The organism is Salinimicrobium flavum (genome assembly GCF_042684505.1).
Taxonomy (GTDB): Bacteria; Bacteroidota; Bacteroidia; order Flavobacteriales; family Flavobacteriaceae; genus Salinimicrobium; species Salinimicrobium flavum.
The window spans coordinates 333,304-356,632 of the sequence record NZ_JBHULT010000006.1; the positions used below are offsets into that span (position 1 = coordinate 333,304).

The following is a 23,329-nucleotide window of genomic DNA, read 5'->3' on the forward strand; positions in this document are numbered from 1 at the left end:
TTTAATTAAGAAAACGTTTGCGACAGCCAATAATATCAGCAAGTGTCACAAAAAATTCGATTAATTACAAATATCTGAAATATTTACGGGAATTCCAGTTAAAGGAGGTTTAAAACCAAAAGCCGAGATTAAAAAACCAATGACTCTCTTTCAATTCAGGGGAAATGGAATATTTGATCTCTATAGGGCCAATAAAGGTGTCAAGGCTGTAACCCAAAGCATACCCCGAAAACTCCGGTGAGCTGAACCATTCCCCGGTCCCGTAGAGTTCATTTCCAACATTGGCATAGTTTGCACTAAAGATCAAATGGTGCTTCCGGTAAAACTCATAATCCAGTTCAACCAGACCTTTAATATAACTGTCTCCCGAAAGTCCAATAAAATCATACCCATAGAAAGGAACGAAATTGTTGATGAAATCATTTCCGTAGCCACCAAGGAAGAAGTCAAAAATATTATTCCTGCTACTTCCTACCCGAAAGCCTGCTTCAGAAAAAATGCGGGTGGTAAAATCAGGTAGCGGAGTGAGGGCAAAACCCGTCGTTCCTTTAATTACAGAAAAGGAGGAAAAATTACCCAGGTAATCTGAGGAAAAAAGGTACCAATGGATATCCCCGTCAAAATACAAACCCCGGGTGGGGAAATATTTATTGTCAAAACTGTCCAGCTTTAAATATCCAAAACCACTGTAATAATTAGATTTGTCAAAAACACCCCTGTTCTCCTCTTCAGGAGTACTAACCCCAAGTGTCTTGGACTCAATATCCAGGAATTTATGTTCGGCACCCAGTCCAAATGAAAATATCTGACCAAAGAGGGTCTCGGCATATAGTTGGTTCGTGTAATCCTCGTAATCAACCTGTAGTTGATTTATCCCGCTTCCATCCAGCCTGGCATTTTCTTTCGCGAAATCAAATGACACCCCTTTGCTGAAGCTGTTGTAACGACTTCTAAGTCCTACACTCCAATAATAACCTTTATCGAGATAGTAATGGAAATTGTACCTGAAATTATCTCCCAGCACCACATCAAGCGAAGTTACATCATTGGTTGCTAAAAGACTCTTTTGTGTAAGATTTACTAAAGCCCCGCTTTTATACAGTTGATCATAATGAACAGCCAGACGCAGAAGGGTCTTGCCCATGTTTTCCTCAAGCTGAAGGACCAGGACATAACTTTCATTAAGAGGTACCAGTTGATAATTCACACGATTGAAGTTCCTCGTGGCAGAAAGGTTGTTTATCCCCAATCTAAGTTCTTTATAGGAAACGGTAGAGGGATATTTTAATTTCAGTTTACCCAGTATGTAATCCCTGGGATAAGAAGAATTTCCCTCAATCCGAACATCTGAGATCCGAAGTGTCTCCACCGCCGGGATGGGTGCACGAACTTCTCTGGTACGGGTTTGCAAAGCAGCAATAGCTTTAAGTTCCTCCATATGAACAGCTGCGGCGTCCTCTCCTGCTTTTATGATCTCTTTCCCCTTATCAAAAGACATAACACTGAAAGGCAAAATATCAGGATCTATATAAACATCTGTCTTTTTGATCTTTTCTTTCATGTCCTGAATAGTCCTGAAATTACTGATCTGGGTAAGTATGGAGAAGACAGATTTCATTTCATCCCGCGTGGCAAGGGTATCCTGCACATCAACACCAATAATAATTTCAGCCCCTCTTTTGAGAAGTTCTTCAACCGGGTAATTATTGACTACGCCCCCGTCTGTCAACACCCTGCCATCTATCATCACAGGGCTAAAAAGCGTGGGAATTGAGGCACTCGCCGAAACCGCCTGAGGTAAATGGCCTTTATCCAGTATAACTTCCTCTCCGGTCTCAACATCTGTCGCTACACAAAAGAAGGGGATAGGCAGCTTACTGAAATCCTTTTTATCCTGCAGGTGAAGGGTAAGCTTGGAAATGAGGTTATACACGTTCTGCCCTTTGGAATATGCCGCGGGAAAAGAAACATTAAAATTGTCAAAAGGCAGGGTAATGGCATATTTTTCGGCATCCTTTTTCTCGTAGAAGGTCATGGCACTTCGCGGCAGCTCATCCTGGATAAGAATATTGAAATTGGTCTCCCTGATGATGCTGTCCAGTTGGGTCGCCGAATATCCCGAAGAATATAATGCACCAATGATAGCCCCCATACTTGTTCCGCCAATATAATCGATCTTCACCCCTGCTTCTTCGATAACCTTCAGCACTCCAATATGAGCAAGCCCTTTTGCTCCGCCACCACTCAGGACAAGACCCACTTTTGGATCTTCTTCCTGCGCATAGCCTGTGAGACAGACTGAAAAGAGTAACAGCAAAAGGATTTTTTTCATTTATCAGGTATGATAGTGTTTGTAAATAATGGAAGCCTTTGATTTCCCGATAACCCCTGCAAGAGTTTCTTCGGAAGCTTCTTTGACCCGTTTCAGGGAACGAAAGTGTTTTAATAGTTCAACCACCGTCTTTTCCCCTATTCCCGCTATATTATCCAACTCGGTATTTAATGCCACACTGCTGCGTTTGTTCCTGTGAAAGGTAATTCCGAAGCGGTGGGCTTCATTTCTTAGCTGCTGAATGATCTTCAGGGTTTCAGACTTTTTGTCCAGGTACAACGGTATCGAATCTCCGGGATAGAATAATTCCTCAAGTCTTTTAGCGATACCAATGATCGCTATTTTCCCCCTCAAACCCAGAGTGTCCAGAGCCTTTACCCCTGAAGATAACTGGCCTTTTCCTCCATCAACTATCACAAGTTGAGGCAACGATTCTCCCTCTTCCAACAAGCGCCTGTACCTTCTGAAAACCACTTCTTCCATGGATGCGAAATCGTTAGGACCTTCTACCGTTTTAATATTGAATTTCCGGTAATCCTTTTTGCTCGGTTTTCCATCTTTAAATACCACACAGGCAGCCACAGGATTGCTTCCCTGGATGTTTGAGTTATCAAAGCATTCGATGTGTCGAGGTTCTTCCTTAAGCCGCAGATCCTGTTTCATTTGCGCCATGATCCTGTTCACATGCCTGTCAGGGTCCACGATCATCATTTGCTTGAACCTTTCCTGCCTGAAATATTTCGCATTCCGTGTAGACAACTCCACGATCTGTTTTTTATCTCCCAATTGGGGAACGGTAACTTTGATCTCCTCACCCACATCTACTTTGAAAGGCACATATATTTCGCGGGTCTCTGAGTTAAAACGCTGGCGTATCTCGGTTATTCCCAACTCTAGCAATTCCTTATCTGTCTCTTCCAGCTTCTTCTTTAGTTCAATGGTATGGGAGCGAATAATTGCCCCGTGAGACAACTGCAGGAAATTCACATACCCGTACCCCTCATCGCTTACAATGGAGAAAACATCAACATTGTTGATCCTGGGATTAACCACGGTAGACCTCGCCTGATAATTTTCAAGCACTTCTATTTTGGTTTTTATCCTTTGTGCCTCTTCAAATTCCATTTTATCGGCATGGGTTTTCATTTGTTGTTTGAACTCCTGCAGGGAGTCTTTGAAATTCCCCTTTAAGATTTGTCTTATAGCCTCAATTTTCTTAAGGTATTCTGCTTCACTTTCAAGGGCCTCACATGGTCCTTTGCAGTTCCCCAGGTGATATTCCAGACAAACTTTATATTTGCCGTTCCTTATCTTTTCCTCGGAAAGATCATAGTTACAGGTGCGAAGCTGGAAAACACCTTTTATGAGGTCAAGCAGAGTATTCACTGTCCTGAAACTAGTATAGGGACCATAATATTCGCTGCCGTCCTTTACCAATTTTCGCGTAGGGAAAACTCTTGAAAATCGTTCATTTTTGATGCAGATCCAGGGATAGGTCTTATCATCCTTCAACATCACATTGAAGCGAGGCTGGTGTTTTTTGATAAGATTGTTCTCCAGTAAAAGGGCATCTGTTTCCGAAGAAACCACGATATGCCTTATTTCGTGGATCTTTTTCACCATCACCCGAATGCGGTGGCTGTCATTATTCCTGGTAAAATAAGAGGCAACCCGCTTCTTCAGGTTTTTCGCCTTGCCAACATATAATATCCTTCCGTTCTTATCGTAATACTGATAGACGCCGGGGCTTTCTGGAAGGGTTTTTATCTGTAGTTCGACCGTATTCTTCTCCATTGTTCCAAAGGTAAAATATTAACACACGGAAGAGCGGCGCAGCACCCCTGTAATCTGTTAAATTTTTCCTAATTGCATCTCCCCTAATTTGTTATCTGCTCTGGAGAGGTCGAAGTTTTTAATTTAGAAAATATCCCATAAGGCTTTGCAGCAGCAGCAGGTTGGTTTGACCAAGTTGCATAAGAAGACAGGGTATAATCCGGAAAAATGGAATTTCAGAATTTGTTAAGAATAGACAATTCATCTTTTAGTACCTTGCATTCATGGAAAAAATTACCATCGGGCGGTTTGACAAAGCAGATTTTCCCGATCTGCACCTGGAAAATATTTCGGTGAAAGTAGATACGGGTGCCTACACCTCCTCGATTCACTGCGATAACATAGTTGAGGAAAAAGGCATCCTTAGATGTACCTTCCTGGACGAAGAACATCCCCTTTACAATGGAAAGGAATTTCGCTTTTCAGATTATGACATAGTGTTCGTAAAGAGCAGTAACGGCATTGTACAGAAGCGATACCAGATACAAACCACCATCACTTTATTCGGAAAAACACACCGAATTTCTCTTTCATTAACCGCACGGCAGGAAATGAGATTTCCCGTACTTTTGGGCCGGAAGTTCATCACCAAGAAATTTGTAGTGGACACTGAATTTTTCGACCTATCTTACAATAAGAAACAAAAATGAACATAAAGATCTTATCCAGGAATAGCAATTTGTATTCCACCCAACGCTTAGTGGAGGCCGCTAAAAAGCGAAATCATAATGTAGAGGTAATAGACCCCCTTAAGTGTGACCTTATAATAGAGAAGAAACACCCAAGTATCTATTACAGAGGCCGCCACATAGAAGATGCAGATGCGGTGATTCCGAGAATTGGAGCTTCGGTAACTTTCTACGGTACTGCGGTAGTACGACAGTTTGAAATGATGGGCGTTTTTACCACCACCGAATCTCAGTCACTTGTAAGAAGCCGCGACAAATTGCGAAGCCTTCAGGTACTTTCAAGAGCCAGGCTGGGTCTTCCAAAAACAGTTTTCACTAACTATTCAAAAGACGTGGGAGAAGTGATCGACCATGTGGGGGGAGCGCCATTGATCATCAAATTACTGGAAGGTACCCAGGGTCTTGGAGTGGTTCTCGCCGAGACCAAAAATGCGGCCGAATCGGTCATTGAAGCCTTCAACGGATTGCAGGCAAGGGTGATCGTACAGGAATTCATTAAAGAAGCCGGCGGAGCCGATATCAGGGCGCTGGTTGTTGACGGCCACGTGGTAGGAGCTATGAAAAGACAGGGAAAGGAAGGGGAATTCAGGTCTAACCTTCACAGGGGTGGATCCGCTTCTGTTATTCAGCTTTCCGATGAGGAAGAGATCGCAGCCATTAAGGCGGCTAAGGCAATGGGTCTTGGAGTAGCGGGGGTTGATATGCTGCAAAGTTCCCGCGGGCCACTTATCCTCGAAGTTAACTCCTCGCCGGGCCTTGAAGGAATTGAACATGCCACAGGCAAAGACATTGCCAAAACTATAATACGGTATATTGAAAGAAATCTGTAGTTCATGGCTTATATAGACGAGCACAATGTTCTGGATATCTTAGGTAAGAAAATACACCCGGGTAAAAGCGCGACCATTAACTTTAATATGGCCAAGCTTTATACAACCACTTCGGTCGATGTTCCAATCATTATTGAGCGTTCCAAAAAACCGGGACCGGTCATTTTAATAACCGCAGGTATTCATGGAGATGAGATAAACGGGGTGGAGGTTGTGAGACAGATCATTGTAAAAGAAATCAACAAACCGGCTAAAGGAACCGTTATCTGTATTCCAATTATCAATGTTTTCGGGTTCCTGAACATGGCGCGAGAATTCCCTGATGGACGGGACCTTAACAGGGTTTTCCCCGGAACAAAGAACGGTTCGCTAGCCAGCAGGTTCGCTTATCAATTCGTACAGAAAATTCTTCCTGTAGCCGATTTTTGTATGGATTTCCATACCGGAGGGGCAAGCCGATTCAATGCTCCTCAAATTAGGATCAAAAAAGGAGAAGATATGGCTATGCACTACGCCCGTATCTTCAATGCTCCTTTTACGATTATTTCAAAGACCATTGTAAAATCGTACCGCGAGACCTGTGCGAAACGAGGTATCCCCGTATTGCTTTTTGAAGGGGGAAAGTCCAGGGACAGCAACAAGACTGTGGCAAAACATGGAGTGGAAGGGATCATGAGGATCCTGGCCCACTTTGAGATGCTGAAACCAAAATTTGAAGTCCCCGATCCATCAGGAGAGACGATTTTTATTGAGTACAGTAGCTGGATGCGGGCTAAATACAGTGGACTCCTCCATATAAAGATCCCTTTTGGAAAGCATGTCGAAAAAGGAGAATATATTGCGACCATCACAGACCCATACGGGAAACTCCGCCATAAGGTTAAAGCCCCTAATACCGGTTATATCATTAATGTGAATGAATCCCCCATTGTATATCAGGGAGATGCCATTTTTCATATTTCAGTTTCCAAAGAGACTTATGAACAAGAACCAGCTTCGCAACAAATATAGAGATCTGCGGGAAACCCTTTCTTCCGAAGAGGTAGAAAAACGAAGCCTTAAGATCGCAAACCAGCTTCTTGAGCTTCCGGTATGGGAGCTATCTTTCTACCACATTTTCCTGAGTATTAAGGAAAAAAAAGAAGTCGATACAGAAGCTATTCTTCATGTATTGCAGGGGAAGGATAAAAATGTGGTGCTCTCAAAAGCTGATTTCAAAACCGGTTCCCTCACAAATTATCTGCTCACAGATAACACAAAGATCAACGTGAATTCCTGGGGGATACCTGAACCCGAAGGCGGCATAGAAATTAAGCCGGAACAAATTGAAGTGGTTTTCGTTCCATTACTTGCTTTTGACCAAAAAGGTAGCCGTGTGGGCTACGGAAAGGGCTTTTATGACCGTTTCCTTTCCCATTGCTCAATAGATGTGATCAAAATAGGGCTTTCCCTTTTTGAGGTTGAAGAGGAGATCTCAGATGTTACCAAAAACGATGTTCCCCTGGATTATTGTGTGACTCCCGAAAAAATATATAATTTCAAAAATTTGTAAAGCTTTAGGTTTTCAGTTACTTTTAAACCAACCAATTAGGAAATCTTAATGCTCAACGACCTCCAGTTAAACAGTATTCTGGAAGATTTTGATGTCGCTTACTGGAAAATCAACCTTTTGACAAAAGAGATTTCCTGGTCTGAACATTTCACCCATTTAACCGGTAATCCAGATCCCGGGGGAGACAAGTTCGGGTACTTCTTAAATCATATTCTTCACAAGGACTACCGCTACGACTTCAGGCAGCATTTCGAAGATTTCACTTCCCTCCAAAAACCTTTCAATATTGAGTTGCGGCTAAAACTTGGAAACGGAAAGTACCGTTGGTTTGAATGCAGGAACCTTAATAGAAGGGACAAAGGCCTGGCAGATACTGCTGTTCTTCTTTTCGTCAACATCCATCAGGCAAAACGTGACCAGTACACCATAGAAGAGAACTTTTTCTATTATAGGGAGACTGCAGAAATGACCTCTACGGGCGGCTGGTACCTGGATGTCAAGACCAATGCAGTTTATTGGGACAACGTCACCAAAAAGATCCTGGACTGCCCTATGGACTATGAACCCAATCCCGATGACAAACTAAGGTTCTATGCTCCCGAAAATCATGAGAAGGTAGCAGCGATGTTCAAAAAATGCTCCCACTACGGCATTCCCTTTAAAGTAGAGATCAAAATGCGCACCCTGCACAACAGGGAGTTCTGGGTGAGAACCACAGGAAAACCCGTATATAACAATGAGCAGGAGATCATAGGGATCCGCGGGGTATACCAGGATATTGATGAACAAAAGACCAATGAACTCAACCTTCAGAATTCTCTGGACATAATAGCCTCCCAGAATTCCAAACTCTTTAATTTCGCCCATATAGTTTCCCACCAATTGCGTTCCCACAGCAGCAACCTTAGTCTTATTAGTCAGTTGCTCAGAGAAGCCCGAAGCAGCCAGGATAAACTCGATCTGCTAGCCAACGTAGAGGACATTTCAGAGAACCTGGAACTGGCAATAAAAGATCTTAATGAGATAGTTACACGTCAAAACACTTTAAAAAAAGAACCCCAGGTAGTAAAGTTCAAAGACTCCCTTGAAGTGGTTATCGCCTCAACTTCTTCTCTGATCAAAAGGGAAAATGCGGAGATCATCGCCGATTTCGATAAGTTGAACGAAATAAATTACATTTCTGAGTATCTGGAGAGTATTTTACTAAATTTGATTACAAACGCCATTAAATACAAGCAAAAATCCAGAAAACCCATCATTTACATTCAGACTTACAGAGAAAAAGGAGAATGTTTCCTGGAAGTAAGTGACAATGGGATGGGAATTGATCTGGATGAGCATGGAGACAAAATGTTTGGCATGTATAAAACCTTCCACAGGCACCCTGAAGCAAACGGTATTGGGCTGTTCATAACCAAGAACCAGGTGGAAGCAATGGGAGGAAGTATTTCTGTCACCAGTACGGTAAACATTGGCACCACATTTAAAATCAAATTTTAGAAGATATGGAACACCCAATAGAGCTTGCCTGCATCATTGATGACGATAAGATCTATGTGAATTTGGTTAAGAAGATCATTGAGATCAAAAAACTATCCCGCAACCTTATCATTTTTAAGAACGGTAAAGAAGCCCTTGACTATTTCAGGCCTATCCTGGAAAATCTGAGCGAAGACCATTTGCCCGACATCATCTTTTTGGATCTTAACATGCCCGTTATGGATGGTTGGGAATTTCTGAGTGAATTTATTAAGATCAAGAACAATTTCAATAAGAAGATAACGCTGTACGTGGTTAGTTCCTCCATTGATCCCCGTGATCTCGAAAGAGCCAAGTCCTTCAATATGGTTACAGATTATCTCATTAAACCTATTGAGCTTAAAAGATTCGAAAAAATCTTTGACAGGAGTGTGGCCTAATATACCGCTTCGGTTTTCTTTTTTCCGCTCTCTTTCTCCTCCTGGGGAAAAGCTTTTTTATTAAAGAGAAGCAGTAGGAAGACCCCGGTAGTTATAGCCGAATCTGCTATATTGAAAACCGGTTCAAAAAAGGTGAAATACTGTCCGCCCCAGAAAGGGATCCACTCCGGAAGGTATCCAGACCATAAAGGAAAATAAAGCATATCTACCACCTTCCCGTGCAGTAAAGTCCCATATCCTCCCTCCTCGGGAAGAAATGTTGCAACCTGGTTGTAACTGTGATTAAAGATCTCTCCATAAAAAACAGAATCAATGATATTACCGAAAGCTCCTGCAAAGATCATTGATATAGCAACGATCAATATTTTAGATCCATTTTTACGCACCGAATCCCAAAGCCAGTAAGCGATCCCTACAATAGCCACCAGCCTGAAACTTGTAAGCAACAATTTTCCGTATTCGCCGGGTATTTTAGCTCCCCAGGCCATGCCTTCGTTCTCCACGAATAAGATCCTGAACCATTCAAATACCTTTATCTCATCTCCCAGGGCAAAATTGGTCTTAATATAGAATTTAGAGATCTGATCGATTAACAGGATCAAAATGATAATAAGGGAAGCTTTCTTTAACGACATCGATTTTTTTTTGGATCGCTCAAAAATACTAATATTATTTAGTTTCCTGAACCTTAATGTTCCCATTGATACTATTAAGGAATATCCTGTGAATTTCCCGTCATTTCATGAGGCAACAGCAATTTTCCATGTCGGGATTTGGCCTCTATGATCGCATTTGAGGTAAAGACCTCAATATTGCCGTCATAGGTATTCACAACCGCATTCCCGCTGAAATCACTCATATAACAGGAACCCGATTTTAACTGAATCAGCACCTCCTCATAACCTCCTTCCATATAAACTGATGCAAGATTGGAAAGTATTTCCACCTTCATGCCGGGAGGGGTCTCAAGCTCAACCTCCATAGCGAATACCTTATGGGCGCTTAATTTATCAAAACCTCCCTGGAAACTTTTTCTGTAGCGGGAATTAAGGTACAGGGTTCCCTGTCTTACTTCTGAGTCAAGGCTGATATCATTGAAGTATTCCCCGTCAGATTTAGATTTGACAGAAATAAACTCTCCAGGTTTAGTGGTAATATGTATCCTGAAGATCTCATCACTTGACAAGACCAGCTTGTTAATACCTCGCGCATCAATTACTCCTGAAGTTTCCTTCTGGGCAAAAACGACAGAATTCAGCAAAAGAATAAATAGCAGTAAGATGCTTCTCATGATTTATACAAAACAAAAAGCGCTCCAAACCAGTGAAGGTTGGGAGCGCTTCATTACAATTAAAAGTATTTATTTCTGCATATTTTTTGCTTCAATGCTTAGGGTGGCATGAGGAACAAGTTTAAGCCGTTCTTTTGCAATCAATTTACCTGTCACACGGCAGATACCGTATGTTTTACTTTCAATTCGCACCAGCGCATTTTTCAGGTCACGAATGAACTTCTCCTGGCGAATAGCTAATTGTGAATTAGCTTCTTTGCTCATGGTTTCACTTCCTTCTTCAAAAGCTTTGAATGTAGGTGAGGTATCATCTGTACCGTTGTTCCCGTCATTCATGTAAGCACTTTTGTAAAGCTCCAGCTGCTCCTTCGCCTTTTCGATCTTGGCGAGGATCAACGTCTTAAATTCTGCCAGCTCTGCATCACTGTAGCGTTCTTTTACTTCTGTTGACATAGTTCTAATGTTTTTTAATAAACAGCCTGGTGACTACCTCATCGAACGAGATCTCCATTCCGTTGTTAACTTCTTCTGCAAGGTCGAGATTTGCAGTTAAAGTCTCCGTTTTTATATATTCAATATTTTGTTGAACGGCCTCCTCGACAGTACCGTCCTTTTGTAGGGTCACATCAATTTTGTCTGTCACTTCAAAACCGGAATCTTTACGAATATTCTGGATCCTGTTCACCAGTTCTCTCGCAATTCCTTCTTTTTTCAGATCTTCGGAAATGGTAATATCCAAAGCCACTGTGATATTCCCTGAGTTGGCTACCAGCCAACCTTCAATATCCTGTGAAGTGATCTCGACATCTTCAGATTCTAATGTAAGCAATTTCCCATTAACCTCAACTTCGATTTTTCCTTCCCGCTCAATTTTTTGAATATCGTTTGCAGAAAAACCACTGATAGCCTGGGTTACAGCCTTCATATCCTTTCCAAACCGGGGTCCAAGAACCTTGAAATTCGGTTTGATTTGTTTAACAAGAATGCCCGAAGCATCATCTATTAATTCCAGCTCCTTTACATTCACTTCAGACTTGATAAGTTCGGCCACTGCTTCAATCTCCTTGCGTTGCTGCTCATGGAGCACAGGGATCATGATCCTTTGTAAAGGCTGTCTTACCTTGATCATTTCTTTCTTTCTCAATGAAAGCACTAAGGACGACACCGTTTGTGCCTTTTCCATCTGTCTTTCAAGCACTTTGTCGATAAAATCTGTCTGGGCTTTCGGAAATTCTGACAAATGTACAGATTCAAAGTCTTCTTTTCCGGTTCCTGTATTGAGGTCTTTGTATAGCCGATCCATAAAGAACGGTGCAACGGGAGCCCCCAATTTGGCCACAGTTTCAAGACAGGTATAGAGAGTTTGGTAGGCAGAGATCTTGTCTTGTCCGTATTCTCCCTTCCAGAATCTCCTTCTGCAGAGTCTCACATACCAGTTACTCAGGTTTTCCTGGACAAATTCTGAAATCGCCCTGGTGGCCTTGGTAGGTTCATATTCTGAATAGAAACCGTCTACTTTTGCTATTAATGTATGTAATTCTGATAATATCCACCTGTCTATTTCGGGTCGCTTTGCCAGGGGAACATTAGGTTCAGAATAAACGAAATTATCAATGTTGGCATATAACGAAAAGAAGGAATAAGTGTTGTAGAGTGTACCAAAAAATTTACGTCGTACCTCTGAAATTCCTTCAATATCAAATTTCAAATTATCCCATGGATTGGCGTTGGAGATCATGTACCAACGGGTAGCATCGGGACCGAAAGCGGCAAGGGTTTCAAAAGGATCTACAGCATTCCCCAAACGTTTGGACATTTTCTGTCCGTTTTTGTCCAGAACGAGTCCGTTCGAAACTACATTCTTATAGGCCACATCATCAAAGACCATGGTGGCAATGGCATGCAGCGTATAGAACCAGCCACGGGTCTGGTCAACACCCTCGGCTATAAAATCGGCTTTTCGCCATGTTTTTTCTACTTTTTCGGCATTTTCCATTGGGTAGTGCCACTGGGCGTAGGGCATGGAACCGGAATCAAACCAAACATCGATAAGGTCTGCTTCCCGTTTCATTGGTTTCCCTGAATCTGAGACCAAGGTGATCTTATCAACAACATTTTTATGAAGATCTACCTTGTCATAATTTTCATCGCTCAGGTTCCCTGTTTCAAATTCGGCAAAAAGGTCTTTTTTCATCAAGCCGGCTGCCACCGCCTTGTTCATTTCAACTTTCAATTCTTCAATAGTGCCAATGATGATCTCTTCTTTCCCGTCTTCTGTCCGCCAGATAGGTAATGGAATTCCCCAATATCTTGACCTTGATAGGTTCCAGTCGTTGGCATTGGCCAGCCAGTTACCAAATCTTCCTTCCCCGGTAGATTTTGGTTTCCAGTTTATTTGCTGATTTAGTTCATACATCCTGTCCTTAAAATCTGTCACCTTAATGAACCAGGAATCCAGCGGATAATACAAAATAGGTTTATCTGTTCTCCAGCAGTTAGGATAGCTGTGAACATATTTTTCAACTTTAAATGCGCGGTTCTCTTCCTTTAGCTTAATTGCCAGTTCAACATCCACAGATTTTTCAGGAGCCTCACCCTCATCGTAGTATTCGCTCTTCACATACTTCCCGGCAAATTCCCCCATTTCTTCACGGAATTTACCCTGCAGGTCCACCAGCGGTACAAGATTATCATTCTCATCTTTCACGAGAAGCGGCGGCACTTCCGGAGTAGCTTGTTTCGCTACCATAGCATCATCTGCACCAAAGGTAGGAGCGGTATGAACAATACCAGTACCATCTTCGGTGGTAACAAAATCCCCGGAAATTATTCTGAAAGCATTTTCAGGATTCTCATATGGTTTCGCATAAGGCAGTAACTGCTCATATCTTATTTCCAAAAGGTCTTTTCCGGTGAAGCTTTCTTCAATAAAGAAAGGAATTTTATCTCCCTGTTTGAAAGGATGCAAAGCCTCTTCATTTTCAACTTTTCTAAACTTCTTATCAAACTGCTTTTCTGCAAGGTTTTTGGCGACTATGATCGTTATGGGCTGAAAGGTATACTGGTTGTAAGTCCTCACCGTCACATATTCGATCGCAGGACCTACAGTTAAGGCTGTATTTGAAGGAAGGGTCCATGGGGTGGTGGTCCAGGCTATAAAAAATAGCTCTCCTTCTTTTTCTGCAAGAAAATCGGGCAGAGTTTCCTTTTTAGCCTTGAACATGGCCGTCACGGTGGTATCAGTCACGTCCCTGTAAGTCCCTGGCTGGTTTAGTTCATGAGAACTTAAACCCGTACCGGCTTTGGGGGAATACGGCTGAATAGTGTAACCCTTGTAAATTAGGCCTTTGTTATATATCTGGGAAAGCAGCCACCAGACCGTTTCCATGTATTTTGATTTATAGGTGACATAAGGATCATCCATATCCACCCAGTAACCCATTTTTTCGGTTAGGTCATTCCATACATCTGTATAGCGCATTACCGCGCTTTTACAGGCTTCATTATACTCTTCAACACTAATTTTTGTACCAATATCCTCTTTGGTAATTCCCAGCTCCTTTTCCACTCCAAGTTCTATAGGGAGACCATGTGTGTCCCACCCGGCTTTACGTTTCACCTGGTAACCTTTCTGGGTCTTGAAACGGCAAAAAATATCTTTAATGGCACGGGCCATAACATGATGGATTCCCGGCAATCCGTTAGCTGAAGGAGGTCCTTCAAAAAACACGAAGGGCTCATTACCTTCACGGGAGGATATACTTTTTTCAAAAACATCATTCTCCTTCCAAAAATCCAGAATTTCTTCTGCGACTTTCGGTAAGTCAAGTCCTTTATATTCAGGGAACTGTACGCTCATTAGTTCGTTCTTTCAAATAGTTGCGCGAAAATAACGAATTTTGATAAATAGACGGGGTTAATTTGGGAAAACCTGTTGAGGAACAACTAATTTGGCCTGCTGCCGCACCAGCAGGTATTTTTTAAAAGGAATATTGCAGGGCGAGGATAAGATTTCTACCTGCTGCCGCAATTCCGGAAGAATAGGTCCTGTAACGTTGATCGGTAATATTTTCAAGTGTGACGGTTGCCAACCAACTTTTGCCCAGTTGGTACTGGGAAGTGAAATTAAGGGTGTACCATTCAGGGGAATATGGATCTCCGTTGAGATCGATGGCATAGAGATAAGGTTTGTCCTGTTCTGTTGGAGCAAGTTCATCAAAGCTGAATTCGCCGTTATACTCGGCAAAAATATCAAATCTTAGATTATCATTTTCCCATATCAGGTGTAAATTTCCGAAGAACGGAGCGGCATGCCTTAAGGGAGCTTCGGTACCGTCCTCCTGCTCTTCCTCACCTTTGGTAAGGCTTACCTGAGAAGTCACCTTAAGTTTTTCAGATAATTTTACCTTTCCTCCGGCTTCGAAACCATATACATACGCACTGGCAGCGTTCATAATGGCCTGTACCCTGCTGGGCTCCCCCTGGTAATCAATGGTCTTCTGACCGTTAAGATCAAAATCCCGCCGCACCATCGCATCATCCAGATAGGTATAATATCCCGAGACCTCCAGCTGTACGATCCGGTTAAAATTAAGCCGCATTCCTAGCTCAGCATTATAAGCAGTTTCAGGTTTTAATCCGGGATTGGGGACCACTACAGATCCAGGTTCAGAATCAAAGATCTTCCCTACATCGTCAATGTTTGGTGCGCGAAAAGCGGTCGAAAAATTAAGCTGCCAACCCAGAACCTTGCTCTGTTGCCAGTTCAACCCTGCACTTCCGGTGAGGGCCCCGGTATTTATGTTTGCTTCGGAAAAAGGAAAATCATAAATCTTATTCTCAAAAGTAGCATCCAAAAGAAGGTGGTTATAACGGACTCCACTTTGTAGCGTAAGATCCCTGTTTATCTTCCAGAGAAAGCTTGTATAGGCAGCCAAAGATTGCCAGGAAGAATCATCGGGATACCTTGAAGATCCGGGAACCGAATTGCCGGCCACTATGTTCCTAACCTTACCGGAAGAACTTACATTGTTCAACACATATTCCAGCCCATAGAATAATGAACTGCCAAAGAATTCTTTTTCAAAATCGAGATTTGCAGACCAGGCATCCACCCGCTCATCATTCTCATATAACAACTCTTTCCCAAAGTCACGGTCATTACGGCCTTCTTCAAAAATTTGGTAAGCAGCTGTGAATTTTGCCTCATCATAAATGATCCCATTCCCAACTTTTTTGATATTAAAATTTGTCTGCAGCCATCGCTGAGGGCCATAATACCATTCTGCTGCCCTTAATTGCCCATCCTTTTTGCGATAGAGCCGGTCGTAACGAGGATAATCTGAGGTAGTGGAATAGATGACCCCCAGATTAAAATCCCAGTCATGGCTGGGCCTGTATCGTACCTTTTGAAGAAAACTTATTTGGTCGTAGCCCGTTGGCACCTGCACTTCGGGATCGTCGTTGGGAACAACCACATCCCGGCCGTCTACCCTTTTTACATATTCGTGACGCAGGTATTCCGGTGGCCCATAGCTTCCCATCCTCATATCACCGAAATCTGAATAGCTTACACTGGTCAATAATGCCCACTTCTCCCTTCCGAAGGAGAGATCGACGTGACCCGTTTTTTCCTCATTAGCCGTTGCATAGCGGGCGTAAGATTTGCCTGAGAAAGATCCTCCCTTGGCCACCGAAAATCCGGGAGAAAGCGTTGAAAAGTTCATGACCCCGCCTATTGCATCACTCCCATAGATCACAGATCCCGGCCCAAGAATCACTTCTGTTCGCTCTACTGCCAGAGGATCCATAGAAACCACGTTCTGTACGTTCCCGCCGCGAAAAATTGCGGTATTCATCCTTACCCCGTCTACGGTGATCAAAAGGCGGTTCGTTGAGAAGCCTCTTATCATGGGACTTCCACCGCCCAACTGGCTTTTTTGGACAAAAACCTGGCCCGAACTCTCCAAAAGATCTGCGGCCGTTTGAGGACTCGCTGCTATTATATCCTTTTGATTCAAGCTCACCACCCGCTGAGGAACGTCCCTCTTACGCTGGTCAAATTTCGAGGCGGAGATAACGACCTCTTCAAGTTGATTCTGGTTTGGTTCCATTACTACCCTGTTCCCCCGCTGAATGATCTGGCGCCGGGTAGTATGATATTCCATGTGAGAGACATGCCTGAAGAAAATGATCTCAGATGGAGAGAATTTGGAAAGGTCTGCCTTGCCGTCAAAGTCAGTTAATGAGTTCTTGGATTTGTCTTTATTGAAAATAGCTACATTAAAGATGGGCTCCCCGGTAACTTTGTCGATCACGGTCACCTCCTGTGACCAGGAACACACAAAGAACAAAAAGAAGGCAAAACTTATAAAGAACCGCATTAACTGTATATCTCATTAAGGACCGCCAGGGATTTCGGTCTTCTGAAACCCTGCAGATGTATTTCGTAATAATTGAGCAGTAAAAACAAAAATCCCGTACGGGATATCTGGTTCATTTTCACGTTCGATAGAGTATCAAAGTCTGTGCCCAACAGCTGCCTTAAAACAGGAACATTTTCATCGGTTACACATTCATTGTTAGTCTTGATGGTTTGAAAAGTGCCGTCTATTAGATTAAAAACAGGCTCATCCCCCTGACTTTCATCAGGATAGAAACCAAGATAACTGGTAAGCTTCAGTAGAAAAAGTAAGTGAAAATTAGCCGCACTTCCTGTTGCATCAAACCACCCGAGGCTGTTTTCAAGAAAACCATATAATGGCAAGTTAGGTTCTTCCTCTTTGATAGTATTCCGCAGTACTTCTGCAAGAAACATCACTACGGTAGATTTAAGAATATCTGTATGAAGACTTTGATAAGGTGTCAAAAGTTTTGCCTCCCGCATGTATTCCAGGGTTCCCTTGTCTTTATGGTTGGCCACTAATTCCACTTGGGTCAAAGGCTGAAAAAGAGAGGCTTTAATTTTCCCTTTTCGAGACTTTAGCACCCCCCTGACCAGATAGGTCTTTAAACCACTTTTTTCTGTGAAGCATTTCACGATAAGATCGGCTTCACCATATTTCAGGGAACTCAGAACGATACCTTTAGTTGTGATCAGCATTTAAAAGATGTATTTCCGGGGTCTTCCGCCAGTTCTATTTTCGATTTCTACTGAAGGAATTTGGGAACGATCAAAAATAACAATAAATCTTCAGAAGCATTAAAAAAGAAAAAGCCGCAAATGCGGCTTTTTCAGTAGTTTATTTAAGAATATTACACTGCTCCCTGAGCAAGCATAGCATCTGCAACTTTTACGAATCCGGCAATGTTGGCTCCTTTAACGTAGTCCACATATCCTTCTTCTTCAGTACCATATTTCACACATTGAGCGTGAATATCATTCATGATCTGCTTAAGTTTAGTATCAACCTCTTCGGAGGTCCAGTTAAACCTTAGAGAGTTTTGAGACATTTCCAAACCTGAAGTGGCAACACCTCCTGCGTTTGAAGCTTTCCCCGGAGAGAAAAGGATCTTCGCATCCTGGAAAACAGCGATTGCTTCAGGAGTACAAGGCATGTTCGCGCCCTCTCCTACACAGATAGTACCATTACCAACAAGGGTTTTGGCATCTTTCTCGTGAAGTTCGTTCTGAGTGGCACATGGCAAAGCAATATCACATTTGATACCCCATGGAGTCTCACCCTCAAAGTATTTTGCTTTTGGATACTGGTCAACATATTCTTTGATCCTTCCACGCTTCACGTTCTTAAGGTCCATGATAAAAGCAAGTTTTTCTGCATAGATACCTTCTTCATCATAGATATATCCTGAAGAATCTGACATGGTTACTACTTTCCCGCCAAGTTGGGTAGCTTTTTCTGCCGCAAATTGAGCAACATTTCCAGAGCCTGAAACCACAATGGTCTTTCCTTTAATAGAATCTCCTTTGGTCTTCAACATATTTTCAGTGAAGTAGACATTCCCGTAACCTGTAGCTTCAGGACGAATTAAAGATCCGCCGTAAGAAAGGCCTTTTCCGGTCAATACTCCGGTGAATTCATTTCTAAGTCTCTTGTACTGCCCAAAAAGATATCCTACTTCCCGGCCTCCAACTCCAATGTCACCCGCAGGCACATCTGTATTGGCACCAATATGACGTTGAAGTTCGGTCATAAAGCTCTGGCAGAATTTCATAACTTCGTTATCAGATTTACCTTTTGGGTCAAAATCTGAACCTCCTTTTCCTCCACCCATTGGTAAGGTGGTAAGACTATTCTTGAATACCTGCTCAAATGCAAGGAATTTAAGTATGCTCAGGTTTACTGAAGGGTGAAAACGAAGTCCTCCCTTATAAGGCCCAATGGCAGAGTTCATCTGTATCCTGAACCCTCTGTTCACCTGGATATTTCCTTGGTCATCTGTCCATGGCACACGAAACATGATCACCCGTTCAGGTTCCACCATACGCTCCAACAACATTTTGTTCTGGTATTTTTTATTCTTTTCAATGAACGGAATAACTGTTTCTGCTACTTCATGAACGGCTTGTAAAAACTCCGGTTCATTACTATTTCTCTTAGATACGATATCTAGAAAATCTTGTACATTTTTTTCCATAGTTTAGGCTAAATTATCATTAACGAAAACGTTTTTTACGATTCCGTGCAAATATACATTTTCTTCAAAAAACTGGCTTTATAATTTTGATATTCCTGATGAATATCATCTATTTCTGAAGCCCTAATAATTCCTGCTTTCTTTGCACATAATTTATATATTTGCTTAGACGCGATATTTTCTTATGATCAACATTTCCAAATCCTTACTTCTGGGTTTCCTTCTTTTTTTCTTCGGAAAAGCAGGCGCACTCGCACAGGTTGGGATCCTGGGACAGGAAATAGGGATCGTCGCCGGACCGGTCGCCTATTATACAGATTATGGATTAAGGTATAATATGGAAACCAATACCTCCAATACCGGAATTGGGGTTGGCCTGGTCTATTACCTCAATTTTGCCTATCGTGCCGATTGTGATTGCTATACCAGGGACACGTATTTCAACGATCACTTCAGAATAAGGGCAGAGATCGACTATCATGAGGGAGAATTGCACCATTTTGGGGAAACTGCCAGAAGGGATAATCCGGGAGGCAGGCAACTACGCGCTATGATAGGGAACACCAAGGTGTTTGAAATGGGGGCACACCTGGAATACTTTCCTTTCAGCATTAGGGACTATACCGCGTTCGCCTATCCCATTGCACCCTTCATAAGTCTTGGATTCAACTTTGTAAGTTATGATCCTTACACCTATTCTGAACTGGGACCACTTGAAGATAACCTTTTTCACACTTTCCAGGGCTACGTGCAGCAGGAACCGGGAAGTACCTGGGGGATAACCGCCGGTGCAGGTATGCGGTATAAACTAAATGTGGTAAGTGATCTGGTTATGAACATGCAGGTGCGGTATTACGACACTGACTGGATCGACGGCCTTGATCATGACAATCCGCAGAACAAGTTCAACGACATGATGTTCTGGCTGAATGTGGGCTATATCTACTACCTCAACTTCTAGGATCTTTGAAAATGAAAAAGCCGCCTCGATAATGAAGCGGCTCTAAAAATGCTTTTTGAAGGATTATCCTAAAGCCTGTTTAAGGTCATTGATAAGGTCTTCTTCATCCTCAATACCTACACTCAACCTGATCAAAGAATCTACTACTCCAGTTTTCGCTCTTTCTTCCTGCGGAATAGAAGCATGGGTCATACTTGCAGGATGTCCTGCCAAAGATTCTACTCCTCCCAGGGACTCTGCAAGGGTGAAAACCTTAAGATTCTCAACCACTTTTACGGCGCTCTTCAAAGTTCCGTCTGAAGTTGTAAAGGAGATCATACCCCCAAAACCTTTCATTTGTTCTTTGGCTATCTCATGGTTAGGATGATCTTCAAACCCGGGCCAGTATACCTTGTCAACTTTTGGATGTGACTTCAGGAATTTGGCTATTGCAGCACCGTTCTCACAGTGGCGTTGCATTCTAATGTGCAGGGTCTTGATACCTCTTAAGACCAGGAAGCTATCCATTGGTCCGCAGACCGCACCGCTGGCATTTTGAATGAAGTATAATTTCTCTGCCAGTTTCTGGTCATTCACTACCAGGCTACCCAACACCACATCACTGTGACCGCCCAGGTACTTTGTTGCACTGTGCATAACGATATCGGCACCCAAATCAAGAGGCTGCTGCAAGTAGGCGGTAGCAAAAGTGTTATCTACTGCTAAAAGAAGATCGTGCTTTTTTGCTATTTTAGAGACTGCTGCAATATCAATGATGTTCATCATTGGATTGGTTGGGGTCTCCACCCAAATAAGTCTTGTATTTTCATTAATATGGTCCTCGATCCTTGCAGCATCATGCATTCCAATGAAATGGAATTTGATCCCAAGGTTTTCAAATATCTTAGTGAACAATCTGTAGGAACCACCATAAAGATCACTGGTTGAAATGATCTCATCGCCGGGTTTGAACAATTTGATGACCGCGTCAATTGCAGCGAGACCAGATCCAAATGCAAGCCCGTATTTCCCGTTCTCGATGCTTGCGAGAGCATTCTCCAGGGCGGTACGGGTAGGATTCCCGCTTCGCGAATACTCAAAGCCCTTATGCCCTCCGGGAGTTGTTTGCTTGTAGGTACTGGTTTGATATATAGGCGGCATAACAGAGCCGTATGCGGGATCTGTGTTCTCCTGACCACCGTGTATGGTTTTAGTATTGAATTTCATAAATTAGAATATATTTAAGAGACAAATGTAGCATTCGCTTTGGGCATTCCCAAAATAGCCCGTACCTTTCAAATCAGTTTAACATTCAACTTCCATGAACCATAAATTTTTCGGGATCCTGGGGATAATTCTCCTTTTATCTGCATGTCAGGACGAAAAAGAAACTCCGGAAAAACCTTTGAGATTTGATCAGGAAACTATCGTAAAGAAAGCCGGGGAAAACTGCGATACCGCCGATTATGACTGTGCCGTGATCTCCCTTGAGATCCTGAAAGCCAAAGGACCGGAAGAAATTGCATCCAGGATCAATAATTCTCTTGAGGCACATGTGATAAAACTTATCTCTTCCGAAGAAAATCCGCTGGCTAAAGACCTGAAAGAGCTAACCAATACTTTTATTTCAGACTACCAGAAGGCAGCCGAAAGTTTTTCGGAAGAACCACCCTGGGAAGCCTATGTCAATCAAAGCATTTACCTTCAGGACCACAAGATGATCTCCATTGGGATCACCACCGAGATCTTTAGCGGTGGAGCCCATGGATATAAGAACCTCACTTTTCTGAACTTTGATCCTTCTTCCGGGAAAACCTATTCCTGGAGAAATATCTTTAAACCCGAATTCAAAGATCTGGTAGAGGAGAAATTCCGGGGTAAACAGGGAATTCCTCCTGAAGATAACATAAACAGCACCGGATTCTGGTTTGAAAATGATGTTTTTCACCTGCCGGTAAATATTGGATTTTCAGATGATAAGGTTATTCTTATCTATAATTCCTATGAAATCGCGCCGTATGCTTCGGGGGATTTTCTTCTGGAATTATCCCGGGATGAGGTGGAGCCATTCTTAAAGATTCAATAGTTTTGTGAAAAAACTCATGAAGAAGATCTACCATCTATCCAGCTGTGATACCTGCAGAAGGATCCTAAAAGAACTTGATGCGCCCGCTTCCTTTTCGCTGCAGGACATAAAAACCGAACCTTTGACAGAAGAGCAATTGGATGACCTGAAACTTCTTTCAGGGAATTATGAAGCCCTCTTCAACAAAAGGGCGAGGCTGTACAAAGAAAGGGACCTGAAGAATAAACAACTTTCTGAAGATGATTACAGGGAGCTGTTACTCGACCATTATACATTCCTAAAAAGGCCGGTTATCATCAACGGGAACAAGACCTTTATTGGGAATTCAAAAAAAACCGTAGAGGAAGCAAAAGAATCGCTCCATGAATAAACGGCTGCCGGCAATCCTGGCAGCGATAGGGGCGAGTACTATTTACGGTATAAATCATACCGTAGCCAAAGACCTAATGCCCGAGTTCATACAACCGTACGGTTTCATTTTTTTAAGGGTGACGGGGGCTGCGATCCTCTTCTGGCTCATTAGTTTCTGGGGACCAAAGGAAAAGGTTGCCACCGGCGACTGGCCCCGCATAATTACCTGTACGGTGTTGGGAATGGTGATCAACATGTTGCTGTTCTTCAAAGGTCTTAGCCTTACCACTCCAATCAACAGTTCGGTCATCACCACCATTACCCCCATCATGGTGTTAATACTCGCATCGATCCTCATTAAGGAAAAGATCACCCTGCTGAAAACGGCCGGGATCTTTACCGGGCTCGCAGGAGCAGTGATGTTGATCTTCTTTAGTGCTGGCTCAACAGTCAACGCCCCAAATATTCCTTTGGGAAACCTGTTTGTCATCATTAATGCCCTTTCATACGGCCTTTACCTTATTATGGTAAAACCGCTAACTGCCAAATACCACCCTTTTACCCTCATGAAGTGGTTGTTCCTGTTTGCGGTGTTCATTAACCTGCCTCTTACCATCCATGAATTCCTGGAGGTGCAATGGACCTCCCTGCCCTCACACGCGATCATTAAAATGTCTTTTGTCGTAGTGGGAACCACTTTCCTCACCTATTTACTAAATGTTTATGCTCTAAAGCAACTCAGTGCCTCCACAATAAGCGCATTTGTGTACCTGCAGCCTTTGATCGCTATCATATATGCGGTAAGTATGGGCGCAGACAGCCTGAACCTTATTAAGGTAGTAGCTGCAATACTGGTCTTTAGCGGAGTTTATATGGTGACCAAAAAAAAGACTGAAACAAGAAGTTAA

General features: G+C 42.7%; 20 protein-coding genes. 10 read left to right on the forward strand and 10 right to left on the reverse strand.

Annotated elements, in window-relative coordinates; all coding sequences use genetic code 11:
* Positions 1 to 109: 109 nt before the first annotated feature.
* Together ACFSTG_RS04840 and uvrC are read right to left on the reverse strand one after the other, a co-directional pair.
* A complete protein-coding gene (locus tag ACFSTG_RS04840; RefSeq protein WP_380749015.1) occupies positions 110 to 2,332 on the reverse strand; it encodes a patatin-like phospholipase family protein in 2,223 nt (740 codons plus the stop codon).
* 3 nt (positions 2,333 to 2,335) lie between these two features.
* Complete coding sequence (gene uvrC / locus ACFSTG_RS04845) at positions 2,336 to 4,126, reverse strand: excinuclease ABC subunit UvrC (RefSeq protein WP_380749017.1); 1,791 nt, start codon at positions 4,124 to 4,126, stop codon at positions 2,336 to 2,338.
* A 263-nt stretch (positions 4,127 to 4,389) separates the two neighbouring features.
* On the opposite strand from uvrC, the gene ACFSTG_RS04850 reads away from it, so the two are divergent.
* From ACFSTG_RS04850 to ACFSTG_RS04875, 6 genes are read left to right on the forward strand one after another with little or no spacing between them, the layout of a single operon-like run.
* Positions 4,390 to 4,815 (forward strand): ATP-dependent zinc protease family protein, encoded by a 426-nt coding sequence (locus tag ACFSTG_RS04850; protein WP_380749019.1) that lies wholly within the window; start codon positions 4,390 to 4,392, stop codon positions 4,813 to 4,815.
* The gene (rimK, locus tag ACFSTG_RS04855; protein ID WP_380749021.1) at positions 4,812 to 5,684 is read left to right on the forward strand and encodes a 30S ribosomal protein S6--L-glutamate ligase; all 873 of its coding nucleotides are present in this window, start codon (positions 4,812 to 4,814) and stop codon (positions 5,682 to 5,684) included. The genes ACFSTG_RS04850 and rimK overlap by 4 nt, the downstream gene beginning before the upstream one ends.
* Before the next feature lie 3 nt (positions 5,685 to 5,687).
* Complete coding sequence (locus ACFSTG_RS04860; protein ID WP_380749023.1) at positions 5,688 to 6,695, forward strand: succinylglutamate desuccinylase/aspartoacylase family protein; 1,008 nt, start codon at positions 5,688 to 5,690, stop codon at positions 6,693 to 6,695.
* A complete protein-coding gene (locus ACFSTG_RS04865) occupies positions 6,664 to 7,236 on the forward strand; it encodes a 5-formyltetrahydrofolate cyclo-ligase (protein WP_380749025.1) in 573 nt (190 codons plus the stop codon). Before ACFSTG_RS04860 ends, ACFSTG_RS04865 begins: the two co-directional genes overlap by 32 nt.
* Positions 7,237 to 7,284: 48 nt before the next feature.
* Positions 7,285 to 8,736 carry a PAS domain-containing sensor histidine kinase gene (locus ACFSTG_RS04870; RefSeq protein WP_380749027.1) on the forward strand — a complete coding sequence of 484 codons (1,452 nt, stop codon included), beginning with the start codon at positions 7,285 to 7,287 and terminating at the stop codon, positions 8,734 to 8,736.
* A 5-nt stretch (positions 8,737 to 8,741) separates the two neighbouring features.
* A complete protein-coding gene (locus ACFSTG_RS04875; protein WP_380749028.1) occupies positions 8,742 to 9,155 on the forward strand; it encodes a response regulator in 414 nt (137 codons plus the stop codon).
* Here the strand turns inward: ACFSTG_RS04875 and ACFSTG_RS04880 are convergent.
* The 7 genes from ACFSTG_RS04880 to gdhA all read right to left on the reverse strand — a co-directional run bounded on the left by ACFSTG_RS04880 (position 9,152) and on the right by gdhA (position 19,044).
* Complete coding sequence (locus ACFSTG_RS04880; protein ID WP_380749029.1) at positions 9,152 to 9,790, reverse strand: lipoprotein signal peptidase; 639 nt, start codon at positions 9,788 to 9,790, stop codon at positions 9,152 to 9,154. The genes ACFSTG_RS04875 and ACFSTG_RS04880 overlap by 4 nt on opposite strands.
* 74 nt (positions 9,791 to 9,864) lie before the next feature.
* Entirely contained in the window at positions 9,865 to 10,446 is a 582-nt protein-coding gene (locus ACFSTG_RS04885; protein ID WP_380749032.1) for a hypothetical protein, read from the reverse strand.
* A 69-nt stretch (positions 10,447 to 10,515) separates the two neighbouring features.
* Positions 10,516 to 10,899: a TraR/DksA family transcriptional regulator gene (locus ACFSTG_RS04890; RefSeq protein WP_380749033.1), complete on the reverse strand. Its 384-nt coding sequence runs from the start codon at positions 10,897 to 10,899 to the stop codon at positions 10,516 to 10,518.
* Positions 10,900 to 10,903: 4 nt separating this feature from the next.
* The gene (gene ileS, locus ACFSTG_RS04895; protein ID WP_380749035.1) at positions 10,904 to 14,305 is read right to left on the reverse strand and encodes an isoleucine--tRNA ligase; all 3,402 of its coding nucleotides are present in this window, start codon (positions 14,303 to 14,305) and stop codon (positions 10,904 to 10,906) included.
* A gap of 121 nt (positions 14,306 to 14,426) precedes the next feature.
* A complete protein-coding gene (locus ACFSTG_RS04900; protein ID WP_380749037.1) occupies positions 14,427 to 16,829 on the reverse strand; it encodes a TonB-dependent receptor in 2,403 nt (800 codons plus the stop codon).
* Positions 16,829 to 17,548 carry a DNA repair protein RecO gene (recO, locus tag ACFSTG_RS04905; RefSeq protein WP_380749039.1) on the reverse strand — a complete coding sequence of 240 codons (720 nt, stop codon included), beginning with the start codon at positions 17,546 to 17,548 and terminating at the stop codon, positions 16,829 to 16,831. Before recO ends, ACFSTG_RS04900 begins: the two co-directional genes overlap by 1 nt.
* Positions 17,549 to 17,700: 152 nt before the next feature.
* Positions 17,701 to 19,044: an NADP-specific glutamate dehydrogenase gene (gdhA, locus tag ACFSTG_RS04910; RefSeq protein WP_380749041.1), complete on the reverse strand. Its 1,344-nt coding sequence runs from the start codon at positions 19,042 to 19,044 to the stop codon at positions 17,701 to 17,703.
* A 184-nt stretch (positions 19,045 to 19,228) separates the two neighbouring features.
* On the opposite strand from gdhA, the gene ACFSTG_RS04915 reads away from it, so the two are divergent.
* On the forward strand, positions 19,229 to 20,005 hold the full coding sequence (locus ACFSTG_RS04915) for a THC0290_0291 family protein (protein ID WP_380749043.1): 777 nt from the start codon (positions 19,229 to 19,231) through the stop codon (positions 20,003 to 20,005).
* 63 nt (positions 20,006 to 20,068) lie between these two features.
* Here the strand turns inward: ACFSTG_RS04915 and ACFSTG_RS04920 are convergent, their stop codons facing one another.
* The gene (locus ACFSTG_RS04920; RefSeq protein WP_380749045.1) at positions 20,069 to 21,211 is read right to left on the reverse strand and encodes a cystathionine gamma-synthase; all 1,143 of its coding nucleotides are present in this window, start codon (positions 21,209 to 21,211) and stop codon (positions 20,069 to 20,071) included.
* A 94-nt stretch (positions 21,212 to 21,305) separates the two neighbouring features.
* Here ACFSTG_RS04920 and ACFSTG_RS04925 point away from each other — a divergent pair, with 94 nt between their 5' ends.
* From ACFSTG_RS04925 to ACFSTG_RS04935, 3 genes are read left to right on the forward strand one after another with little or no spacing between them, the layout of a single operon-like run.
* Positions 21,306 to 22,070, forward strand: coding sequence for a DUF3298 and DUF4163 domain-containing protein (locus ACFSTG_RS04925; RefSeq protein WP_380749047.1), 765 nt, complete (start codon positions 21,306 to 21,308; stop codon positions 22,068 to 22,070).
* Positions 22,071 to 22,086: 16 nt separating this feature from the next.
* Positions 22,087 to 22,440 (forward strand): arsenate reductase family protein, encoded by a 354-nt coding sequence (locus tag ACFSTG_RS04930; protein WP_380749049.1) that lies wholly within the window; start codon positions 22,087 to 22,089, stop codon positions 22,438 to 22,440.
* Complete coding sequence (locus tag ACFSTG_RS04935; RefSeq protein ID WP_380749051.1) at positions 22,433 to 23,329, forward strand: DMT family transporter; 897 nt, start codon at positions 22,433 to 22,435, stop codon at positions 23,327 to 23,329. Before ACFSTG_RS04930 ends, ACFSTG_RS04935 begins: the two co-directional genes overlap by 8 nt.